The organism is Citrobacter sedlakii, from assembly GCF_018128425.1.
Lineage (GTDB): Bacteria > Pseudomonadota > Gammaproteobacteria > Enterobacterales > Enterobacteriaceae > Citrobacter_A > Citrobacter_A sedlakii.
In genome coordinates this window covers 3,070,270-3,090,011 of sequence record NZ_CP071070.1, presented here as the reverse complement: position 1 = coordinate 3,090,011, position 19,742 = coordinate 3,070,270, and the positions used below count along the sequence as shown (strand labels likewise).

Annotated in this window: 17 protein-coding genes and 5 tRNA genes; 19 read left to right on the top strand and 3 right to left on the bottom strand. The window is 54.3% G+C overall.

The window, feature by feature from the left end:
- Window positions 1–11 precede the first annotated feature (11 nt).
- The 3 genes from glmL to JY391_RS14730 all read right to left on the bottom strand — a co-directional run bounded on the left by glmL (window position 12) and on the right by JY391_RS14730 (window position 3,054).
- Window positions 12–1,400, bottom strand: coding sequence for a methylaspartate mutase accessory protein GlmL (gene glmL, locus JY391_RS14740; protein ID WP_060568868.1), 1,389 nt, complete (start codon window positions 1,398–1,400; stop codon window positions 12–14).
- The gene (gene glmS / locus JY391_RS14735; RefSeq protein WP_042285273.1) at window positions 1,400–1,849 is read right to left on the bottom strand and encodes a methylaspartate mutase subunit S; all 450 of its coding nucleotides are present in this window, start codon (window positions 1,847–1,849) and stop codon (window positions 1,400–1,402) included. The genes glmL and glmS overlap by 1 nt, the downstream gene beginning before the upstream one ends.
- A gap of 485 nt (window positions 1,850–2,334) precedes the next feature.
- On the bottom strand, window positions 2,335–3,054 hold the full coding sequence (locus JY391_RS14730; RefSeq protein ID WP_060568867.1) for a GntR family transcriptional regulator: 720 nt from the start codon (window positions 3,052–3,054) through the stop codon (window positions 2,335–2,337).
- Window positions 3,055–3,226: 172 nt separating this feature from the next.
- Between JY391_RS14730 and mngA the strand changes: the two genes are divergently transcribed.
- The 19 genes from mngA to nadA all read left to right on the top strand — a co-directional run bounded on the left by mngA (window position 3,227) and on the right by nadA (window position 19,727).
- Complete coding sequence (gene mngA / locus JY391_RS14725; protein WP_211935807.1) at window positions 3,227–5,149, top strand: PTS 2-O-a-mannosyl-D-glycerate transporter subunit IIABC; 1,923 nt, start codon at window positions 3,227–3,229, stop codon at window positions 5,147–5,149.
- Window positions 5,150–5,161: 12 nt separating this feature from the next.
- Window positions 5,162–7,795, top strand: coding sequence for a mannosylglycerate hydrolase (gene mngB / locus JY391_RS14720; RefSeq protein ID WP_211934524.1), 2,634 nt, complete (start codon window positions 5,162–5,164; stop codon window positions 7,793–7,795).
- Window positions 7,796–8,478: 683 nt separating this feature from the next.
- A complete protein-coding gene (cydA, locus tag JY391_RS14715; protein WP_042285266.1) occupies window positions 8,479–10,047 on the top strand; it encodes a cytochrome ubiquinol oxidase subunit I in 1,569 nt (522 codons plus the stop codon).
- Between the two features lie 15 nt (window positions 10,048–10,062).
- On the top strand, window positions 10,063–11,202 hold the full coding sequence (cydB, locus tag JY391_RS14710) for a cytochrome d ubiquinol oxidase subunit II (protein ID WP_042285264.1): 1,140 nt from the start codon (window positions 10,063–10,065) through the stop codon (window positions 11,200–11,202).
- A 15-nt stretch (window positions 11,203–11,217) separates the two neighbouring features.
- The gene (gene cydX, locus JY391_RS14705) at window positions 11,218–11,331 is read left to right on the top strand and encodes a cytochrome bd-I oxidase subunit CydX (RefSeq protein ID WP_042285261.1); all 114 of its coding nucleotides are present in this window, start codon (window positions 11,218–11,220) and stop codon (window positions 11,329–11,331) included.
- Complete coding sequence (gene ybgE / locus JY391_RS14700; RefSeq protein ID WP_120714852.1) at window positions 11,328–11,621, top strand: cyd operon protein YbgE; 294 nt, start codon at window positions 11,328–11,330, stop codon at window positions 11,619–11,621. Before cydX ends, ybgE begins: the two co-directional genes overlap by 4 nt.
- 274 nt (window positions 11,622–11,895) lie before the next feature.
- Window positions 11,896–12,300: a tol-pal system-associated acyl-CoA thioesterase gene (gene ybgC / locus JY391_RS14695; RefSeq protein WP_042285256.1), complete on the top strand. Its 405-nt coding sequence runs from the start codon at window positions 11,896–11,898 to the stop codon at window positions 12,298–12,300.
- Window positions 12,297–12,989 carry a Tol-Pal system protein TolQ gene (gene tolQ / locus JY391_RS14690; RefSeq protein ID WP_082636750.1) on the top strand — a complete coding sequence of 231 codons (693 nt, stop codon included), beginning with the start codon at window positions 12,297–12,299 and terminating at the stop codon, window positions 12,987–12,989. The genes ybgC and tolQ overlap by 4 nt, the downstream gene beginning before the upstream one ends.
- A 3-nt stretch (window positions 12,990–12,992) precedes the next feature.
- Window positions 12,993–13,421, top strand: coding sequence for a colicin uptake protein TolR (gene tolR / locus JY391_RS14685; protein WP_042285249.1), 429 nt, complete (start codon window positions 12,993–12,995; stop codon window positions 13,419–13,421).
- Between the two features lie 61 nt (window positions 13,422–13,482).
- Complete coding sequence (gene tolA, locus JY391_RS14680; protein ID WP_042285245.1) at window positions 13,483–14,670, top strand: cell envelope integrity protein TolA; 1,188 nt, start codon at window positions 13,483–13,485, stop codon at window positions 14,668–14,670.
- A 131-nt stretch (window positions 14,671–14,801) separates the two neighbouring features.
- Entirely contained in the window at window positions 14,802–16,094 is a 1,293-nt protein-coding gene (gene tolB, locus JY391_RS14675) for a Tol-Pal system beta propeller repeat protein TolB (RefSeq protein ID WP_211935806.1), read from the top strand.
- A 34-nt stretch (window positions 16,095–16,128) separates the two neighbouring features.
- Window positions 16,129–16,650, top strand: a complete 522-nt coding sequence (pal, locus tag JY391_RS14670; protein WP_012905064.1) for a peptidoglycan-associated lipoprotein Pal — start codon at window positions 16,129–16,131, stop codon at window positions 16,648–16,650.
- A 9-nt stretch (window positions 16,651–16,659) separates the two neighbouring features.
- Complete coding sequence (cpoB, locus tag JY391_RS14665; protein WP_211934523.1) at window positions 16,660–17,454, top strand: cell division protein CpoB; 795 nt, start codon at window positions 16,660–16,662, stop codon at window positions 17,452–17,454.
- Between the two features lie 164 nt (window positions 17,455–17,618).
- Window positions 17,619–17,694, top strand: a tRNA-Lys gene (locus JY391_RS14660).
- 130 nt (window positions 17,695–17,824) lie between these two features.
- Window positions 17,825–17,900: transfer RNA gene (locus JY391_RS14655), tRNA-Val, on the top strand.
- A gap of 3 nt (window positions 17,901–17,903) precedes the next feature.
- Window positions 17,904–17,979 (top strand) — tRNA-Lys (locus tag JY391_RS14650).
- A gap of 145 nt (window positions 17,980–18,124) precedes the next feature.
- Window positions 18,125–18,200 (top strand) — tRNA-Lys (locus JY391_RS14645).
- Window positions 18,201–18,330: 130 nt separating this feature from the next.
- Window positions 18,331–18,406, top strand: a tRNA-Lys gene (locus JY391_RS14640).
- Window positions 18,407–18,683: 277 nt separating this feature from the next.
- Window positions 18,684–19,727 carry a quinolinate synthase NadA gene (nadA, locus tag JY391_RS14635; protein WP_211934522.1) on the top strand — a complete coding sequence of 348 codons (1,044 nt, stop codon included), beginning with the start codon at window positions 18,684–18,686 and terminating at the stop codon, window positions 19,725–19,727.
- The last annotated feature ends 15 nt before the right edge of the window (window positions 19,728–19,742 follow it).

The window sequence follows — 19,742 nt, the reverse complement described above, 5'->3', positions numbered from 1 at the left end:
TGCCTTTGGGATTAGAGGGTTAAACAGTGAATGCTGGTGCGTGCCGCGGCCTGGGGATCGATCCTGGCGACGTTCGCCAGCAGCGGGAGTAGACCTTTTGCATCGCGGTAATAGTCAAACTGGGTGGGAAGAAGAATGCGCCTGCCGTCGTCGTCCAGTTCGCGGTACTTAAGCCAGTGATGAATGTCGAACTGACTGGCGCGCGACAGCCAGCCGCCTGATCCCACCACTTTACGCACCGTGGTCAGATCGCGTCCCATCTGGAGATCGACGTTGCCCACGCAGGTGCAGACCTGTTTTTTCGTGCCGGCATGCCGTTCTGCGGCATAGCCGACGCACAGTCCGGCTAACAGGCTGTCGAAATAACGCTCCTCCTCCCCCTGCGGCAGGTAGTCCGGATGGGCCACCAGATGACGCAGATAGCCAAAGAAGGCCTCCTGGCGCTGCGGCTGCCGGGCAAAAACGACGTTGACCAGATCCCGGGTGCTCTCACCCACCACCACCGCGGAGACGCGCATGCCCAGATCGCCTTCCACCGTGCGTTTAACAAATGGCTCCGGGACGCCATGCAGGACGGTGTCAGGGGAGAGCGTGTTGGCGCTGGCGGAGTAGACGTCGGTGGTGGCGCCGCCCATGTCGATCAGCATGAACTCCTTCCACGCGCTGTCGACATCGCTGATCGCTTTCACCAGTTCATACACGGTCCACGGCGTCGGCATTGGCTCTTCACCTGTTTCGCCGACAATCACATCCAGCCCTTTTCCTTTGACGATGCGTGACAGGAACACGTCGCAAATCGCTTTGCGCGCGGCATACGGGTTTGGGTGATCGAGATCCGGCAGAATATTGTCCACCGTGATCAGATCTTTATGGCCCAGAATCGCCTGGATCTCGTCCTGAATGTCGCGGTTACCCGCGTAGATGATGGCGCAGTCCAGACGCGAGTTCGCCAGCGCGTGGGCATTAGCCAGACCGTAGCTCTCTTCACCGCCGTCAGTTCCACCGGTAAACAGCAGGATGTCAGGCGGCGAGGCTTCCAGCGCCTGAATGTCGTGGCGGTTGAGCTTGTAGGCGTAGTACTGCGCGATTTTCGCCCCCGCAGAGTGGGCGGTGACTTTCGCGGATTCCAGGGTGATTGAAGGCACCAGCCCCATCGCCGCGACGGCCAGCCCGCCTTTGGCGGAAGAGGAATATTTCAGCGTCACATCGCCGCTGTTGAGCAGCGGGCGCGCATCGTCCACGTTCAGAACCTGGTTAAGGCTGGCAAAGAAACCTTCTGCCAGATGGTGAGTCGTGGTCGGCGTCAGAACATGATTGACCAGTGTGAGTGCGTCGCCCTCCCTGGCAAAGAGAGCCGCTTTGGTCCACGTCGAGCCGATGTCGACAGAGACGATTTGCATCAGATGGCCTCTTCCAGACAGCGCTGCGCGACGCCGTGGCGCTGGTTAATATCGGCGGCCATTAACCGGCACACATCTTCCAGGTCATGGCTTGGCGCGAAGACACGGTTAAAGCCCATGTCTTTGAATTTCGCTTCCACATCGGCAAAGTCATGTTTACCGACAACCAGATTTCCGCCCACATAAAGCAGAATCTCGCCAATACCGCGTTCGATGCAGCGTTCGCGTAGCCCCAGACAGTCAATGTCACCGTGGCCATAAATAGAGGAAACGACAATGGCGTCGGCGCCGGTTTCGATGGCGGCGTCAATATATTCATCCTGGCTTACCATAACGCCCAGATTGATTACGCGAAAATCATGGGCAGTAAAAACACGGTCCAGAACTTTATTGCCTACTGCATGGCAGTCAGCACCAATGACGCCAATAACAAGTGTTGATTTCTTCATGGGTAATCCTCTCCAGGACTCAGGGTAAAAATAAAAATGATGATATATGGCGCCCTCTGGGGTGGCGGCCTTTAATAGTGAGGGAGTGTCCTGGGGCGGCGTTATCGATGCAATTGATCTATTTTCAAAAAATCATGCGTAAAACGGCGATACTGGATGCTGATAAAATTTAACCATAAATATCATGTGGTTAAATTCTATTTCCGAGTGGGAATATATTTATATAACCATAATGGTGAAAAACGAAATGTCACCTTTGTGATCTGAATCTTATTTATAATCAGCAACAAAAATATTCATGAAAAATAATGAAAGCGAGAGAATTGTGAGTAAGGTAACGGAATTTAAAAAATGCTTGAGATACGGCATTTATTGGTTGTTAATAAAAATAAACAAATGCTAATGATTTGTTTTTTATCGCCGTATAACGTGTTTTTTCGCGCAGCGCATCACTTTTATTTATCGCCTGCGGCGCAAGGGAAATTTTAACGCTGCTTACGACGGGCGATCAGGGTAAATTTATAATCGTCGGTATTGAACGCATTTCGACTGTATTCAAATATCCGGCCATCTTTCAAATATCCGCGCGAGACTTTTTCCAGAATCGGCTTGCCGGGATCGATAGCCAGCAGTCGGCTCATCTCCTCGGTGGGCATCACCGGGATCAGCTCCTGCTCGCTTCGGTCGATCACCATTTGCTTCACCTCTTCGATGAAATGGTACTTCGATTTTTCCATGACTTCCCAGGTCAGATCCGGGAACAGGGCCAGCGGCATCCAGGTTTCTTCCAGCGTTACCGGTTTTTGCTTGATAAAGCGCACCCGCTTGACGTGCCAGACGCGGCTGCCCTGGGCAAGCTGAAGCTGTTCCTGCAAAAAGTCATCTGCCGGGATCACTTCAAAGACCCGCACTTCACTGTGAGTGTCGACGTTACGGTCAGCGAGCTTCTCATAGAAGCTGGTTAACTGATAGATGTCGTAATTAACCCGCTCCGCTTTCACATAGGTGCCGCTACCCTGGATGCTTTCGACAATATGCTGTTCCGTAAGCTGCCTGAGCGCCTGGCGCACCGTGACGCGGCTGACGTTAAACGTTGCCTGCAGCGCGGATTCCGTCGGCAGGGCGTCGCCTGGCTTCAACTCACCTCGCTGAATTTGCTCAAGGATACGGTCTGCGATCTGGCGGTATAGCGGCTTTCGGCTCATGGTTTTCCGGGAAGGTTAATACGAATTCGCTCATTATGCCTGACATCCCGGCGCTGTAAATAATACAAATTTAATACAAATTATCGCGCAATAGTGAAAATGATCACATAAATGTATTATTTCGTCTGGCACAATTCTTCGCGCATAAAACCACCACAGGGTGAGGAACATGATGAACCTGACAACGTTAACCCACCGCGATGCGCTGTGCCTGAATGCCCGCTTCGCCAGTCGTGACGAGGCAATCACCGCATTAGCGCAACGGCTAACGGCGTTGGGTAAGATTGCCGATCCCCAGGCGTTTTTAACGGAGGTCTTTTCCCGCGAAAGTCTCGGTCCCACCGCGCTGGGCGAAGGGCTGGCAGTACCGCACGGTAAAACGTCCGCTGTGAAGGAGGCCGCGTTCGCGGTAGCGACCCTCAGCGAACCACTTGAGTGGGACGGTGTCGATGGACCCGAACCGGTGGAACTGATCTTTCTGCTAGCCATCCCGCAGAATGAAGCGGGCAGTACGCATATGCACTTGCTGACCGCGCTTACCACCCGTCTGGCGGACGACGAGACGCGGGCACGGGTGATGGCTGCCGAAAGCGCAGACGCGTTGCTGGCGGCGCTGGACGACGAGGTTCATGCTGCATTCACACCGCCGCTGGCGCAGGCGCCAACGCTGGTTTGCGTGACTGCCTGTCCGGCGGGGATTGCGCACACCTATATGGCCGCGGAGTATCTGGAAAAAGTGGGTCGTAAGTTGGGCGTGAATGTGTATGTCGAAAAGCAGGGCGCTAACGGCATTGAAGGCAGGCTGACGGCGGAACAGCTGAATGCGGCGACGGCGTGTATTTTCGCCGCTGAGGTGGCCATAAAAGAGAGTGAACGCTTTGCCGGACTGCCGACGCTTACGGTACCGGTCGCGGAGCCGATTCGCCATGCGGAGCAACTGATCCAGCAGGCGCTGGTGCTGCCGCAGCGTGAAACGCGCGCGCTTCAGCAGGATGCGCCGCCTGCGAAGGGGCTAAAAACCGAACTCAAACAGGCGCTGCTGAGCGGCATCTCATTCGCCGTGCCGCTGATCGTCGCGGGCGGCACCGTTCTTGCCGTCGCGGTACTGCTGGCGCAGATGCTGGGGCTGCAACACCTTTTCGATCAGGAAAACTCCTGGCTGTGGATGTACCGTAAACTGGGCGGCGGAATGCTTGGCATTCTCATGGTGCCGGTACTGGCGGCTTATACCGCCTATTCGCTGGCGGATAAACCCGCGCTGGCGCCGGGCTTCGCCGCCGGACTGGCCGCTAATATGATCGGTTCCGGCTTTCTTGGCGCGGTAGCGGGCGGGCTTATCGCCGGATACCTGATGCGCTGGGTGAAAAATCATCTCCGGCTGAGCAGTAAGTTCAACGGGTTTTTAACCTTCTATTTGTACCCGGTCATCGGCACGCTCGGCGCGGGCAGCCTGATGCTGTTCGTGGTTGGCGAGCCGGTGGCGTGGATCAACAACGCGCTGACGGCCTGGCTGAATGGCTTAAGCGGCGCCAACGCGCTGTTGCTTGGCGCTATCCTCGGCTTTATGTGCTCCTTCGACCTGGGCGGGCCGGTGAATAAAGCTGCCTACGCCTTCTGCCTGGGCGCAATGGCTAACGGCGTTTACGGGCCTTACGCCATTTTTGCCTCCGTCAAAATGGTTTCAGCCTTTACGGTAACGGCCTCCACGCTACTCTCGCCACGTTTATTCAAAGAGTTTGAAATCGAAACCGGTAAATCTACCTGGCTACTGGGGCTGGCGGGGATCACCGAAGGGGCTATCCCGATGGCGATAGAAGATCCGCTGCGGGTCATTAGCGCTTTTGTCCTCGGGTCGATGGTCACCGGGGCGATCGTTGGCGCCATGAATATTGGGCTGTCGACGCCCGGCGCAGGGATTTTCTCCCTCTTTTTACTCCATGATGGCGGATTAGGCGGCGTCATGGCGGCGGCAGGCTGGTTTGGCGCGGCGCTGGCGGGAACGTTGATTTCCACGCTGATTCTGCTGCTCTGGCGTCGTCAGGCGGTGAAGCAGGGCAAATACGTCACCGACCGCGTGCCGGTAAACACTCACTAACAGGAAACGACGATGAAAGCAGTCTCTCGTGTTCACATCACCCCGCATATGCACTGGGATCGTGAGTGGTATTTCACCACCGAAGAATCACGCATTTTGCTGGTCAATAATATGGAGGAGATCCTTACCCGTCTGGAGCAGGATGCCGAATACAAATATTACGTGCTGGACGGACAGACGGCGATACTGGAGGACTACTTCGCGGTGGTGCCGGAAAATAAAGAGCGGGTCAGACGACTGGTTCAGGCCGGGAAGCTGATTATCGGCCCGTGGTATACCCAGACGGATACCACTCTTGTTTCCGGTGAATCGATTGTGCGTAACCTGATGTATGGGATGCGTGACTGTCTGGCCTTTGGCGAGCCGATGAAAATTGGATATCTGCCGGACTCGTTTGGCATGTCCGGCCAGCTTCCGCATATTTACAACGGCTTTGGCATCACCCGCACCCTGTTCTGGCGCGGTTGTTCAGAACGCCACGGCACCGATAAAACCGAGTTTCTGTGGCAGAGTCGCGATGGCAGCGAAGTGGTGGCGCAGGTGCTGCCGCTGGGCTACGCGATTGGTAAGTACTTACCGGAGGACGAAGCCGGATTACGTAAACGACTCGACGGTTATTTCGAGGTGCTGGAAAAGGCATCGGTAACAAAAGAGATCCTGCTGCCTAACGGTCACGACCAGATGCCGCTTCAGCAAAATATCTTTGCGGTGATGGATAAGTTGCGGGAAATTTATCCCCAACGGACTTTTGTCATGAGTCGTTTCGAGGAGGTCTTTGAACGCACTGAGGCCCATCGCGAGCAATTAGCCACCCTGAAGGGCGAATTTATCGACGGCAAATACATGCGCGTACACCGCACCATAGGCTCGACGCGGATGGACATCAAAATCGCTCACGCGCGGATCGAAAATAAAATCGTCAATCTTCTCGAACCGCTGGCGACGCTGGCATGGACGCTGGGTTTTGATTACCACCACGGTCTGCTGGAAAAAATGTGGAAGGAGATATTAAAGAATCACGCCCACGACAGCATCGGCTGTTGCTGTAGTGACCCGGTGCACCGCGAAATTGCGGCGCGATTTATGCTGGCGGAAGACATGGCCGACAACCTGATCCGTTTTTATCTGCGTAAAGTGGTGGACAACATGCCCCACAGCGACGCCGACAAACTGGTGCTGTTTAACCTGATGCCGTGGCCGCGCGAAGAGGTCATTAATACCACCCTTCGCCTGCGCGCCAGCCAGTTCAGCCTGCGTGATGACAGAGGGAACGCTGTGCCTTATTTCATTCGTGAGGCGCGAGAGCTGGACCCGGGGCTGATCGACCGGCAAATCGTTCACTACGGCAACTATGACCCGTTTATGGAGTACGACATCCAGATTCATCAGATCGTCCCGTCGATGGGGTACCGCACCCTGTACATTGATGCCAATGCCCCTGGACTTCAGCTTGCCGCGAAAACGACCCCGGAAACGTTGCTGGAGAACGCTTTCTGGCAAATTTCGCTCAATGAAGACGGCACGCTGCGCCTGTATGATAAAGACAGCGGCGTCTGTTATGACCGGGTGCTGGAGCTGGAAGAAGGTTCTGACGATGGCGATGAATATGATTATTCGCCAGCAAGAGAAGAGTGGCGGCTGACGTCGGCCGGTGTGCAACCCCACTGCGAGATCCGCCATGAGGCGTGGCAGAGCCAGGCGCTGATCCGTTATGACCTGGCGGTTCCGCGTGATCTCGCTGAACGCGCCCTGCGCCAGCGCAGCGGCAGGGTAGGGGTGGAGATTGCGGTGACGCTTTCCCATAACAGCAGACGAATTGATGTCGGAATAACACTGGACAACCAGGCCGACGATCATCGGGTGCGGGTATTAATTCCAACGCCTTTTACTACCGATCAGGTGTTGGCGGATACCCAGTTTGGCTCTGTGACGCGTCCGGTAGAGGACGACGCGATGACCAACTGGCGGGAAGAAGGGTGGAAAGAGGCGCCTGTGCCGGTATGGAATCTGCTCAATTATGCTGCGTTACAGGAAGGGCGGAACGGGTTGGCGGTCTTTACGGAAGGTTTGCGCGAATTTGAGGTGACGGGCGAGGAGAAAAAAACCTTCGCCATTACGCTCTTGCGCGGCGTGGGGCTACTGGGTAAAGAGGATTTACTGCTGCGCCCAGGGCGTCCTTCCGGCATCAAAATGCCGGTACCGGATTCACAACTGCGGGGAACCCTGCATTGTCGGCTAAGTCTGTTTAGCTTTAGCGGTACGCCGTTCTCTGCGGGTGTGGCGCAACAGGCGCGGGCGTGGCTGACGCCGGTACAGTGTTACAATAAAATTCCGTGGGACGCGATGAAGCTCAACAAGGCCCGTTTTACGGTACCTGAGCGTTACAGTTTACTGACCATGCCGCCCGTCGGCTGCCAGATAAGCGCGCTAAAGAAAGCGGAAGACGGCGAAGCGCTGATTTTGCGCCTGTTTAATCCGTCGGACAGCACGTCGAGTGATACCACCGTCACCTTTACCCGGACGGTGGCAAACTGCGCGGAAGTGATGATGAGCGAGCAGGTCGTTTCGGCTCACGAGCGGGACGATATCCTTCCCGGGACGTTTTTACCCGGGCAATCGCGGACCTTCCGCTACCAGCTTGTCTGAAATGTCAGCAATCGGAACAACGCCACGCTTAGCGTGGCGTTGTTATTTTAACAATAATAACGTTGTGGTGTTAATTCAAATTAACCTTAAAGTAAAATTAATGTGAATGATGAAAGGCGGGCTTTTCAGACGCGATGAAAATGATACCCGGACTTCGAAAAATAGCCCCTCAGCAAACCCTGGCAGAACGGCCTGCCACGTTAATTAAAACACCGTCTTTTTATATAAGAATTTTATTGGCGTAACTCCGCAATCAATCAAAGATACACATGTGCAACATGTTTTTTACTTCGGTCACCACATCTAAACATGGTTAACATAAAAGGGCGTTTTTGATTTAAATCAATGTTTAATGATTGGAAAAAGATAAGGAAACGCGATAAATTGTCGCCGATCAAATTGATGGAAAAGTGAGAAATTCGCTATAAATTGATCACTGTCGAAAAACGCAAATCTTCCTCAATAAAAACCTGTTTATTGTAAGGATTTTGCGGCGTAATATAATTGCGGGATCAATTTGAGTTTTTTATTAACATGTTTGTAACCTTTCACCCATTCTGTTTCCTTATACGGAAAAAGGATACTGGTGAAGGCGCGCAAACAAATTTGTATTGGGGCATGCGTGTGACCCTTTCTAACGGGGTTCACTCTCGGAGTCTTCATGCGATGAGCAAGGAGTCATGATGTTAGATATAGTCGAACTGTCGCGCTTACAGTTTGCCTTGACCGCGATGTACCACTTCCTCTTTGTGCCACTGACGCTCGGTATGGCGTTTTTGCTGGCCATTATGGAAACGGTCTACGTCCTTTCCGGCAAACAGATTTATAAAGATATGACTAAGTTCTGGGGCAAGTTGTTTGGTATCAACTTTGCTCTGGGTGTGGCAACAGGGCTGACCATGGAGTTCCAGTTCGGGACAAACTGGTCTTACTATTCCCACTACGTTGGGGATATCTTCGGTGCGCCGCTGGCGATCGAAGGTCTGATGGCCTTCTTCCTCGAATCCACCTTTGTAGGTCTGTTCTTCTTTGGCTGGGATCGTCTGGGCAAAGTCCAGCACATGGCTGTTACCTGGCTGGTGGCATTAGGCTCTAACCTTTCTGCGCTGTGGATCCTGGTCGCTAACGGCTGGATGCAGAACCCTATCGCGTCGGATTTCAACTTTGAAACCATGCGCATGGAAATGGTGAGCTTCTCTGAACTGGTGCTCAACCCGGTTGCACAGGTGAAATTCGTTCATACCGTGGCGTCGGGTTATGTCACGGGTGCGATGTTCATCCTCGGTATCAGCGCTTACTATCTGCTGAAAGGCCGCGACATTGCCTTCGCTAAACGCTCCTTTGCCATTGCCGCCAGCTTCGGGATGGCCGCTGTATTGTCTGTTATCGTTCTGGGTGATGAGTCCGGTTACGAAATGGGCGACGTGCAGAAAACCAAACTCGCCGCCATCGAAGCCGAGTGGGAGACCCAGCCTGCACCGGCTGCCTTTACCCTGTTCGGTATTCCGGATCAGGATTCGCAGGAAAACAAATTTGCGATCCAGATCCCTTACGCGCTGGGTATTATCGCTACCCGCTCCGTAGATACGCCGGTGATCGGTCTGAAAGACCTGATGGTCCAGCACGAAGAACGTATCCGCAACGGGATGAAAGCGTATGAACTGCTCGAGCAACTGCGCGCCGGTTCTACCGACCAGACCGTTCGCGATCAGTTCAACAGCATGAAGAAAGACCTGGGCTACGGTCTGCTGCTGAAACGCTATACTCCGAACGTCTCCGACGCGACGGAAGCGCAGATACAGCAGGCGACGAAAGATTCTATTCCTCGCGTTGCGCCGCTGTATTTCGCGTTCCGTATCATGGTGGCATGCGGCTTCCTGCTGCTGGCGATCATCGCGCTGTCCTTCTGGAGCGTTATCCGTAACCGCATCGGCGAGAAAAAATGGCTGCTGCGCGCTGCGCTGTATGGTATTCCACTGCCGTGGATCGCCGTAGAAGCGGGCTGGTTTGTTGCGGAATATGGCCGTCAGCCATGGGCTATCGGCGAAGTGCTGCCCACCGCCGTGGCGAACTCGTCGCTGACGGTAGGCGATTTGCTGTTCTCCATGTTCCTGATTTGCGGCCTGTACACCCTGTTCCTGGTGGCAGAACTGTTCCTGATGTTCAAGTTTGCACGCCTTGGCCCAAGCAGCCTGAAAACCGGTCGCTATCACTTTGAGCAGTCCACCGTGGCTTCTCAGCCGGCACGCTAAGACAGGAGTCGTCAAATGATCGATTATGAAGTACTACGTTTTATCTGGTGGCTGCTGGTTGGCGTTCTGCTGATTGGTTTTGCGGTTACCGATGGCTTCGACATGGGGGTGGGCATGCTCACCCGTTTCCTCGGTCGTAACGACACCGAGCGTCGAATTATGATTAACTCCATCGCCCCGCACTGGGACGGTAACCAGGTGTGGCTGATCACCGCCGGCGGCGCGCTGTTCGCCGCCTGGCCGATGGTCTATGCCGCCGCGTTCTCCGGTTTCTATGTGGCGATGATCCTCGTGCTGGCATCGTTATTCTTCCGTCCGGTCGGTTTTGACTACCGTTCCAAGATTGAAGATCCGCGCTGGCGCAACATGTGGGACTGGGGCGTGTTCATCGGTAGCTTTGTGCCGCCGCTGGTGATTGGCGTGGCGTTTGGTAACCTGTTGCAGGGCGTACCGTTCCATGTCGACGAGTATCTGCGTCTCTACTACACCGGTAACTTCTTCCAGTTGCTGAACCCGTTCGGTCTGCTGGCAGGCGTGATCAGCGTTGGGATGATCATCACCCAGGGCGCGACCTACCTGCAAATGCGTACCGTGGGCGAACTGCATCTGCGTGCCCGCGCGACCTCACAGATCGCCGCGCTGGTCACGCTGGTCTGCTTCGCGCTGGCGGGTGTCTGGGTGATGTACGGTATCGACGGTTATGTGGTGACCTCTGCTATCGATCACCATGCCGCGTCTAACCCACTGACCAAAGAAGTGACTCGTGAAGCGGGCGCATGGCTGGTGAACTTTAACAACGCACCGATCCTGTGGTTGATTCCGGCGCTGGGCGTGGTACTGCCGCTGCTGACGATCCTGACCTCGCGGATGGAAAAAGGGGCATGGGCGTTCCTGTTCTCTTCTCTGACGCTGGCCTGCATCATCCTGACCGCGGGCATCGCGATGTTCCCGTTCGTGATGCCTTCCAGCACCATGATGAATGCGAGCCTGACGATGTGGGATGCGACGTCCAGCCAGATGACGCTGAACCTGATGACCTGGGTTGCTGTGGTATTTGTGCCGATCATCCTGATCTACACCAGCTGGTGTTACTGGAAAATGTTCGGTCGTATTACCAAAGAACACATTGAAAGCAACACCCACTCTCTGTACTAAGTAAGGAGCAATTGTATGTGGTATTTCGCCTGGATTCTGGGAACGCTTCTTGCCTGTGCATTTGGGATCATCACCGCGCTGGCCCTTGAGCACGTCGAGGCAAGCAAAAACGGTCAAGAAGAACACTGATGAAACTTATCGCGATGCTGTATGCGATAATGGACAAGCGCCCGTTACGGGCGCTTTCTTTCGTCATGGCGCTGGTGTTAGCAGGATGTATGTTTTGGGATCCCTCCCGCTTCGCGGCAAAGACCAGTACGCTGGAAATCTGGCACGGTTTACTGCTGATGTGGGCCGTCTGCGCAGGCATCATACATGGCGTTGGTTTTCGCCCTCGCGCCGTGCACTGGCAAGGGATCTTCTCCCCTTTGCTGGCCGACATAGTCCTTATCGTGGGGCTGTTTTTCTTCTTCTTTTGAATAAGAAACATCCTGAAAGAACGATGGGCTTGCATAAGCCCATATATTTTTACTCTCCCTTAACTTCCCCCCATTCCCAAGCCCTGATAGCGCGCGTATAGTAGCAACGTTTAAAAGTTCTCTCTTTTGTTGCATTACCGGGATGTAAAGTGAATACAACGCGATATACAACAGCATTCTTGATGCGTCGCGAGGGCAATGACGCGAGTCACCAGACACTTGCAAACGTAAGTGACGGAGATGAGCGGATGGCGCCGACAACGAGGCCGCAGGAATGAATAAGTATATATTTCGATGGCCGGTTCGTGTCTATTATGAAGACACTGACGCCGGTGGGGTGGTTTACCACGCCAGCTATGTCGCTTTTTATGAAAGAGCGCGTACAGAGATGCTGCGTCATCACCACTTTAGTCAGCAGGTTTTGCTGGCAGAGCGAGTGGCCTTCGTGGTGCGTAAAATGACGCTGGAATACTATGCGCCTGCGCGACTCGACGACATGCTCGAAGTTCAGTCTGAAATTACGTCAATGCGTGGTACCTCAATGGTGTTCACGCAACGCATTGTCAACGCAGAAAACACGGTGCTCAATGAAGCAGAAGTGCTGATTGTTTGCGTTGATCCACTCAAAATGAAGCCTCGTGCGCTTCCCAAGTCCATTGTCGCGGAGTTTAAGCAGTGACTGACATGAATATCCTTGATTTGTTCCTGAAGGCTAGCCTTCTGGTTAAACTTATCATGTTGATTTTGATTGGTTTTTCAATCGCATCCTGGGCCATCATCATCCAGCGGACCCGTATTCTCAACGCTGCAGCACGTGAAGCCGAAGCGTTTGAAGACAAATTCTGGTCCGGGATCGAACTGTCTCGCCTGTATCAGGAAAGCCAGGGCCGCCGCGATAGTCTGGCGGGGTCGGAACAAATCTTCTATAGCGGGTTCAAAGAGTTTGCCCGCCTGCATCGGGCTAACAGCCATGCACCGGAAGCGATCGTTGAAGGCGCCTCCCGGGCGATGCGCATCTCAATGAACCGCGAGCTTGAGAATCTTGAGACGCACATTCCGTTCCTCGGCACCGTCGGTTCTATCAGCCCGTATATCGGTCTGTTTGGTACCGTGTGGGGGATTATGCATGCGTTTATCGCCCTGGGGGCGGTAAAACAGGCCACCCTGCAGATGGTCGCGCCGGGGATCGCGGAAGCGCTGATCGCGACGGCGATTGGTCTCTTTGCGGCGATCCCTGCAGTTATGGCCTACAACCGCCTGAACCAGCGTGTGAACAAGCTGGAATTGAATTACGACAACTTTATGGAAGAGTTTACCGCGATTCTGCACCGTCAGGCGTTTACCGTTAGCGAGAGCAACAAGGGGTAAACCATGGCGAGATCGCGTGGACGGGGTCGTCGCGACCTGAAGTCCGAAATCAACATCGTACCGTTGCTCGACGTGCTGCTGGTGCTGCTGCTGATCTTTATGGCGACAGCGCCGATCATTACCCAGAGCGTGGAAGTCGATCTGCCGGACGCCACGGAGTCGCAGGCGGTGAGCAGTAACGACAATCCGCCGGTGATTATTGAAGTGTCCGGGGTAGGGCAGTACAGCGTGGTAGTGGAAAAAGATCGTATGGATCAACTGCCGCCGGAACAGGTTGTTGCGGAAGCGAAAAGCCGCCTGGAATCCAATCCGAAAACGGTCTTCTTAATCGGTGGCGCGAAAGACGTGCCTTACGATGAAATAATTAAAGCGCTGAACTTGTTACACAGCGCGGGTGTGAAGTCGGTCGGCTTAATGACCCAGCCTATCTGATCATCCGCTTCTCTGGCGTGAAAAGAGCGTGTAACAGGCGAACAGTTTTTGGGAACCGAGAGTGTCAAAGGCAACCGAACAAAACGACAAGCTCAAGCGGGCGATAATTATTTCAGCGGTGCTGCATGTCATCTTATTTGCAGTGCTGATCTGGAGTTCGTTCGATGAGCATATAGAGGCTTCAGCCGGCGGCGGCGGTGGTTCTTCCATCGATGCCGTGATGGTTGATCCTGGCGCCGTGGTTCAGCAGTACGAACGTCAGCAGCAGCAACAGTCCAGCGCGCAGCGTGCTAAAGAGCAGCGTGAAAAACTGGCGCAACAGCAGGCGGAAGAGCTTCGCGAGAAGCAGGCTGCGGAACAGGAACGGCTTAAGCAGATTGAAAAAGAGCGCTTAGCGGCGCAGGAACAGCAAAAACAGGCAGAGGCTGAGGCGAAGAAAGCGCAGGAGCAGCAGAAACAGGCTGAGGAAGCCGCGAAGAAAGCTGCCGCCGACGCAAAAGCGAAAGCGGACGCGCAGGCGAAAGAAGCGGCGGAGGCGGCGAAAAAGGCCGCTGCTGACGCGAAGAAGAAAGCCGAAGCCGAGGCGGCGAAAGCGGCCGCGGATGCGAAGAAAAAGGCGGAAGCGGAGGCTGCTAAGCAGGCTCAGGCCGACGCGGAGAAGAAAGCGGCCGCCGAAAAAGCCGCTGCAGCCAAAGCGGCAGCCGCTGAAAAAGCGGCGGCCGAGAAGAAAGCCGCCGCCGAAAAGGCCGCCGCAGAGAAAAAAGCCGCTGCGGAGAAAGCGGCTGCCGATAAGAAAGCGGCAGCGGCTAAAAAAGCGGCCGCCGAAAAAGCCGCTGCGGAAAAGGCCGCGGCAGCAGCAGGCGTGGACGATCTGCTGGGCGACTTAAGCTCCGGTAAGAATGCGCCGAAAACCGGCGGTGGGGCGAAAGGGAACAACGCTTCTCCGGCGGGGAGTGGTAATACTAAAAATAATGGCGCGTCAGGCGCGGATATCAGTAACTATGCCGGGCAGATCAAATCTGCTATCGAGAGCAAGTTTTATGACGCATCGTCCTATACAGGCAAGACCTGTACGCTGCGGATAAAACTCGCGCCGGACGGCCTGCTGCTGGATATTCAGTCTGAAGGTGGCGATCCGGCGCTTTGTCAGGCAGCGCTTGCGGCGGCCCGACAGGCGAAGATTCCAAAACCGCCAAGCCAGGCAGTGTATGAAGTGTTTAAAAACGCGCCTCTGGACTTTAAACCGTAAGCTAAACTTTCCCCGTCACCGCGGGGAAAACAAACGTCGGCAGTCCCTGGGTTTCGGTAGTTTTGTGTATTTGAGTTTGTTAACATTCTGCTAAATTATCGTGGGCTTTCCGTCCAGATAAGGGAGATATGATGAAGCAGGCATTACGAGTAGCATTTGGTTTTCTGATGCTGTGGGCGGCGGTGCTGCACGCAGAAGTCCGTATCGAGATCACCCAGGGGGTGGACTCGGCGCGCCCGATTGGCGTTGTGCCATTCCAGTGGGCGGGGCCGGGGGCGGCGCCTGAAGATATCGGCGGCATCGTTGGCGCAGACTTGCGTAACAGCGGGAAATTTAACCCATTAGATCGCTCCCGTCTGCCGCAGCAGCCGGGTACCGCGCAGGAGGTTCAGCCTGCGGCATGGTCTGCGCTGGGTATCGACGCGGTGGTTGTCGGTCAGGTAACGCCGAATCCGGACGGTTCCTATAATGTCGCCTATCAACTGGTTGACACTGGCGGCGCGCCGGGTACTGTACTGGCCCAGAACTCTTACAAAGTGAATAAGCAGTGGTTGCGCTATGCGGGCCATACCGCCAGTGATGAAGTGTTCGAAAAGCTGACCGGCATTAAGGGCGCTTTCCGTACCCGTATCGCTTACGTTGTGCAGACAAACGGCGGTCAGTTCCCGTATGAGCTGCGCGTCTCTGACTACGATGGTTACAACCAGTTCGTCGTTCACCGTTCCCCGCAGCCGCTGATGTCTCCGGCGTGGTCTCCGGATGGCTCGAAACTGGCTTATGTCACCTTTGAAAGCGGTCGTTCTGCGCTGGTTATTCAGACATTATCTAACGGTGCGGTGCGTCAGGTTGCCTCTTTCCCGCGTCACAACGGTGCGCCTGCGTTCTCTCCGGACGGCAGCAAACTGGCGTTTGCCCTGTCAAAAACCGGTAGTCTGAACCTGTACGTGATGGATATCGGCTCTGGTCAGATCCGTCAGGTAACCGATGGTCGCAGCAACAACACGGAACCGACCTGGTTCCCGGACAGCCAGAACCTGGCCTTTACCTCTGACCAGGCCGGACGTCCACAGGTGTATAAAGTTAGCGTCAACGGCGGTGCTCCGCAGCGTATTACCTGGGAAGGTTCACAAAACCAGGATGCTGATGTCAGCAGCGACGGGAAATTTATGGTAATGGTAAGCACGACTAACGGTCAGCAGCACATTGCCAAACAAGATCTGGTAGCGGGTGGCGTACAGGTTCTGTCGTCAACGTTCCTGGACGAAACGCCAAGTCTGGCACCTAACGGCACTATGGTTATCTACAGCTCTTCTCAGGGGATGGGATCCGTGCTGAATTTGGTTTCTACAGATGGGCGTTTCAAAGCGCGTCTTCCGGCAACTGATGGACAGGTTAAATTCCCTGCCTGGTCGCCGTATCTGTGATAATAAATAATTGATTAATAAAGGAATCATTGAAATGCAACTGAACAAAGTGCTGAAAGGGCTGATGATTGCTCTGCCTGTTATGGCTATTGCGGCATGTTCTTCCAACAAGAACGCCAGCAATGACGGCAGCGAAGGCATGCTGGGTGCCGGCACTGGTATGGATGCAAACGGCAGCGGCGGCAACATGTCCTCCGAAGAGCAGGCGCGTCTGCAAATGCAACAGCTGCAGCAGAACAACATCGTTTACTTCGATCTGGACAAGTACGATATCCGTTCTGACTTCGCTGCGATGCTGGATGCGCACGCAAACTTCCTGCGTAGCAACCCGTCTTACAAAGTCACCGTAGAAGGTCACGCGGACGAACGTGGTACGCCTGAGTACAACATCTCCCTGGGTGAACGTCGTGCGAACGCTGTTAAGATGTACCTGCAGGGTAAAGGCGTTTCTGCTGACCAGATCTCCATCGTTTCTTACGGTAAAGAAAAACCTGCAGTACTGGGTCATGACGAAGCGGCGTATGCCAAAAACCGTCGTGCCGTACTGGTTTACTAAGAGAATTGCATGAGCAGTAACTTCAGACATCATGTGTTGAGTCTGTCGTTACTGATTGGCATAGCGGCCCCCTGGGCCGCTTTTGCTCAAGCGCCAATCAGTAGTGTCGGCTCAGGCTCGGTCGAAGACCGTGTCACTCAACTCGAGCGTATTTCGAATGCTCACAGCCAGCTTTTAACCCAACTCCAGCAACAACTCTCTGATAATCAGGCCGATATCGATTCCCTGCGTGGTCAAATTCAGGAAAGCCAATATCAGCTGAATCAGGTCGTTGAACGCCAGAAGCAGATCCTGCTGCAGATTGACAGTCTGAACAGCGGTGGCGCAGCCGCGCAGTCTGCGGGCGGCGCTCAGGGGGGGACGGCGACGGGCGCAGCGACGGCAGCACCGGATGCAGGGGCGGCAGCCACTGGCGCGCCGGTCCAAAGCGGTGACGCCAATACCGACTATAATGCGGCAATTGCGCTGGTGCAGGATAAATCCCGCCAGGATGACGCGATTGCGGCATTCCAGAATTTCATCAAGAAATACCCGGATTCAACCTATCAGCCGAATGCCAACTACTGGCTCGGTCAGTTGAATTACAACAAGGGTAAAAAAGATGATGCCGCGTTTTATTTCGCCTCGGTGGTGAAGAACTACCCGAAGTCGCCTAAAGCCGCTGACGCGATGTATAAAGTCGGTGTGATCATGCAGGACAAAGGTGATACTGCGAAAGCGAAAGCGGTTTATCAGCAGGTTATCAGCAAATACCCAGGTACTGATGGGGCGAAACAGGCGCAAAAACGTCTCGGCGCGATGTAATGCACACCATACGACCAGAAATCGAATTATTTCTGGTCGTGTCGTGCGATTCATAAGCAGTTGAGTGATCTACATCGAAATTTTAGTTGCGCTGAAATCTGAAATCAGTAATATATGCCGCCGTTGCCACGGGATATCAAACAAACCGAAAGCAGCGCAAAAGTGGGTCGTTAGCTCAGTTGGTAGAGCAGTTGACTTTTAATCAATTGGTCGCAGGTTCGAATCCTGCACGACCCACCAATCGTTACGGTGGAAAGCGATAATTAAACGTGAAGGATAACGTTGCGTCAGCAACGGCGCCGTAGGGCGAGGCAAAGCCGAGTCATCCTGCACGACCCATCAGTAAGACAGTAGTATCCAGCGCAGTATCGGGTGATTAGCTCAGCTGGGAGAGCACCTCCCTTACAAGGAGGGGGTCGGCGGTTCGATCCCGTCATCACCCACCACTCGGGTCGTTAGCTCAGTTGGTAGAGCAGTTGACTTTTAATCAATTGGTCGCAGGTTCGAATCCTGCACGACCCACCAGTTTTAACGTCGAACTCAGATGTTAAACGTGAAGGATAACGTTGCGACAGCAACGGCGCCGTAGGGCGAGGTGAAGCCAAAACATCCTGCACGATAACCCATGTTGAATGGGTACCGAGTCAAAATCTTCAGGCGACACCCTAAAGGGTCGTTAGCTCAGTTGGTAGAGCAGTTGACTTTTAATCAATTGGTCGCAGGTTCGAATCCTGCACGACCCACCATTTTAACGGTGGAAACGGGTAGAAAGCGTGAAGGATAACGTTGCGACAGCAACGGCCCAAAGGGCGAGGCGAAGCCGAGTCATCCTGCACGACCCACCAGTCTGAATGATTAAGCAGTAAATCCCGTAAGGGGTCGTTAGCTCAGTTGGTAGAGCAGTTGACTTTTAATCAATTGGTCGCAGGTTCGAATCCTGCACGACCCACCAATGTAAAAAGGCGCCCTAAAGGCGCCTTTTTGCTATGTGCAGAATGTTATGATTCGAACGCAGTGAGACAACGGAGCCGCTTGCAGCGACGGCCCGAAGGGCGAGGCGAAGCCGGATCGGATCACCGTCACCCTTCGGCAAAACGGTGCGCAATAGGTGTGACTTTCGTTACGCAATCCGCTATCTTGTTTAGCATATAAAACAAATATGGCCGATTTCGGCGTCCTGTACGCTCTGTATCGGTTATTTCGTTAAGCGAGAAAAACGAGAAAGCAAGATGAGCGTAATGTTTGACCCAGAAGCAGCGATTTATCCGTTTCCGCCAAAACCTGTCCCGTTGAGCGTTGACGAAAAACAATTCTATCGCGACAAAATCAAGCGTCTGCTGAAAGCGCGTGATGCAGTGATGGTCGCGCACTATTACACCGATCCGGAAATCCAGCAACTGGCGGAAGAGACCGGCGGTTGCATATCAGACTCCCTTGAGATGGCGCGCTTTGGCGCAAAGTATCCTGCGTCCACCCTGCTGGTGGCAGGAGTACGCTTTATGGGCGAAACCGCCAAAATCCTCAGCCCGGAAAAAACCATTTTGATGCCGACGCTGCAGGCCGAATGTTCGCTCGATCTCGGCTGTCCTGTCGAGGAATTTAACGCATTTTGCGATGCCCATCCGGATCGCACCGTGGTGGTCTACGCTAACACCTCCGCTGCGGTCAAAGCGCGTGCCGATTGGGTCGTGACCTCCAGCATTGCGGTTGAACTCATTGAGCATCTGGATAGTTTGGGCGAAAAAATCATCTGGGCGCCGGATCGCCATCTTGGTCGCTATGTGCAAAAACAGACTGGCGCCGACGTATTATGCTGGCAGGGCGCGTGCATCGTCCATGATGAGTTTAAAACCCAGGCGTTGGCCCGTATGAAGGGCCTTTACCCTGAAGCGGCAATCCTCGTCCACCCGGAATCCCCACAATCGATTGTCGACATGGCCGACGCCGTCGGCTCCACCAGCCGACTTATCAACGCGGCGAAAACGCTACCGCATAAGCAACTTATCGTCGCTACCGATCGCGGTATTTTCTACAAAATGCAGCAGGCCGTTCCGGGCAAAGAGTTGCTGGAAGCGCCCACCGCTGGCGAAGGGGCAACCTGCCGCAGCTGTGCGCACTGTCCGTGGATGGCGATGAACGGCCTTAAGGCGATTGCTGAAGGGCTGGAGCAGGGCGGACAGGCCCATGAGATTCAGGTTGATACGGCGCTGCGAGAAGGGGCATTATTGCCGTTAAACCGCATGCTGGATTTTGCGGCTACACTACGTGCGTAAATAATAAAAACGCTC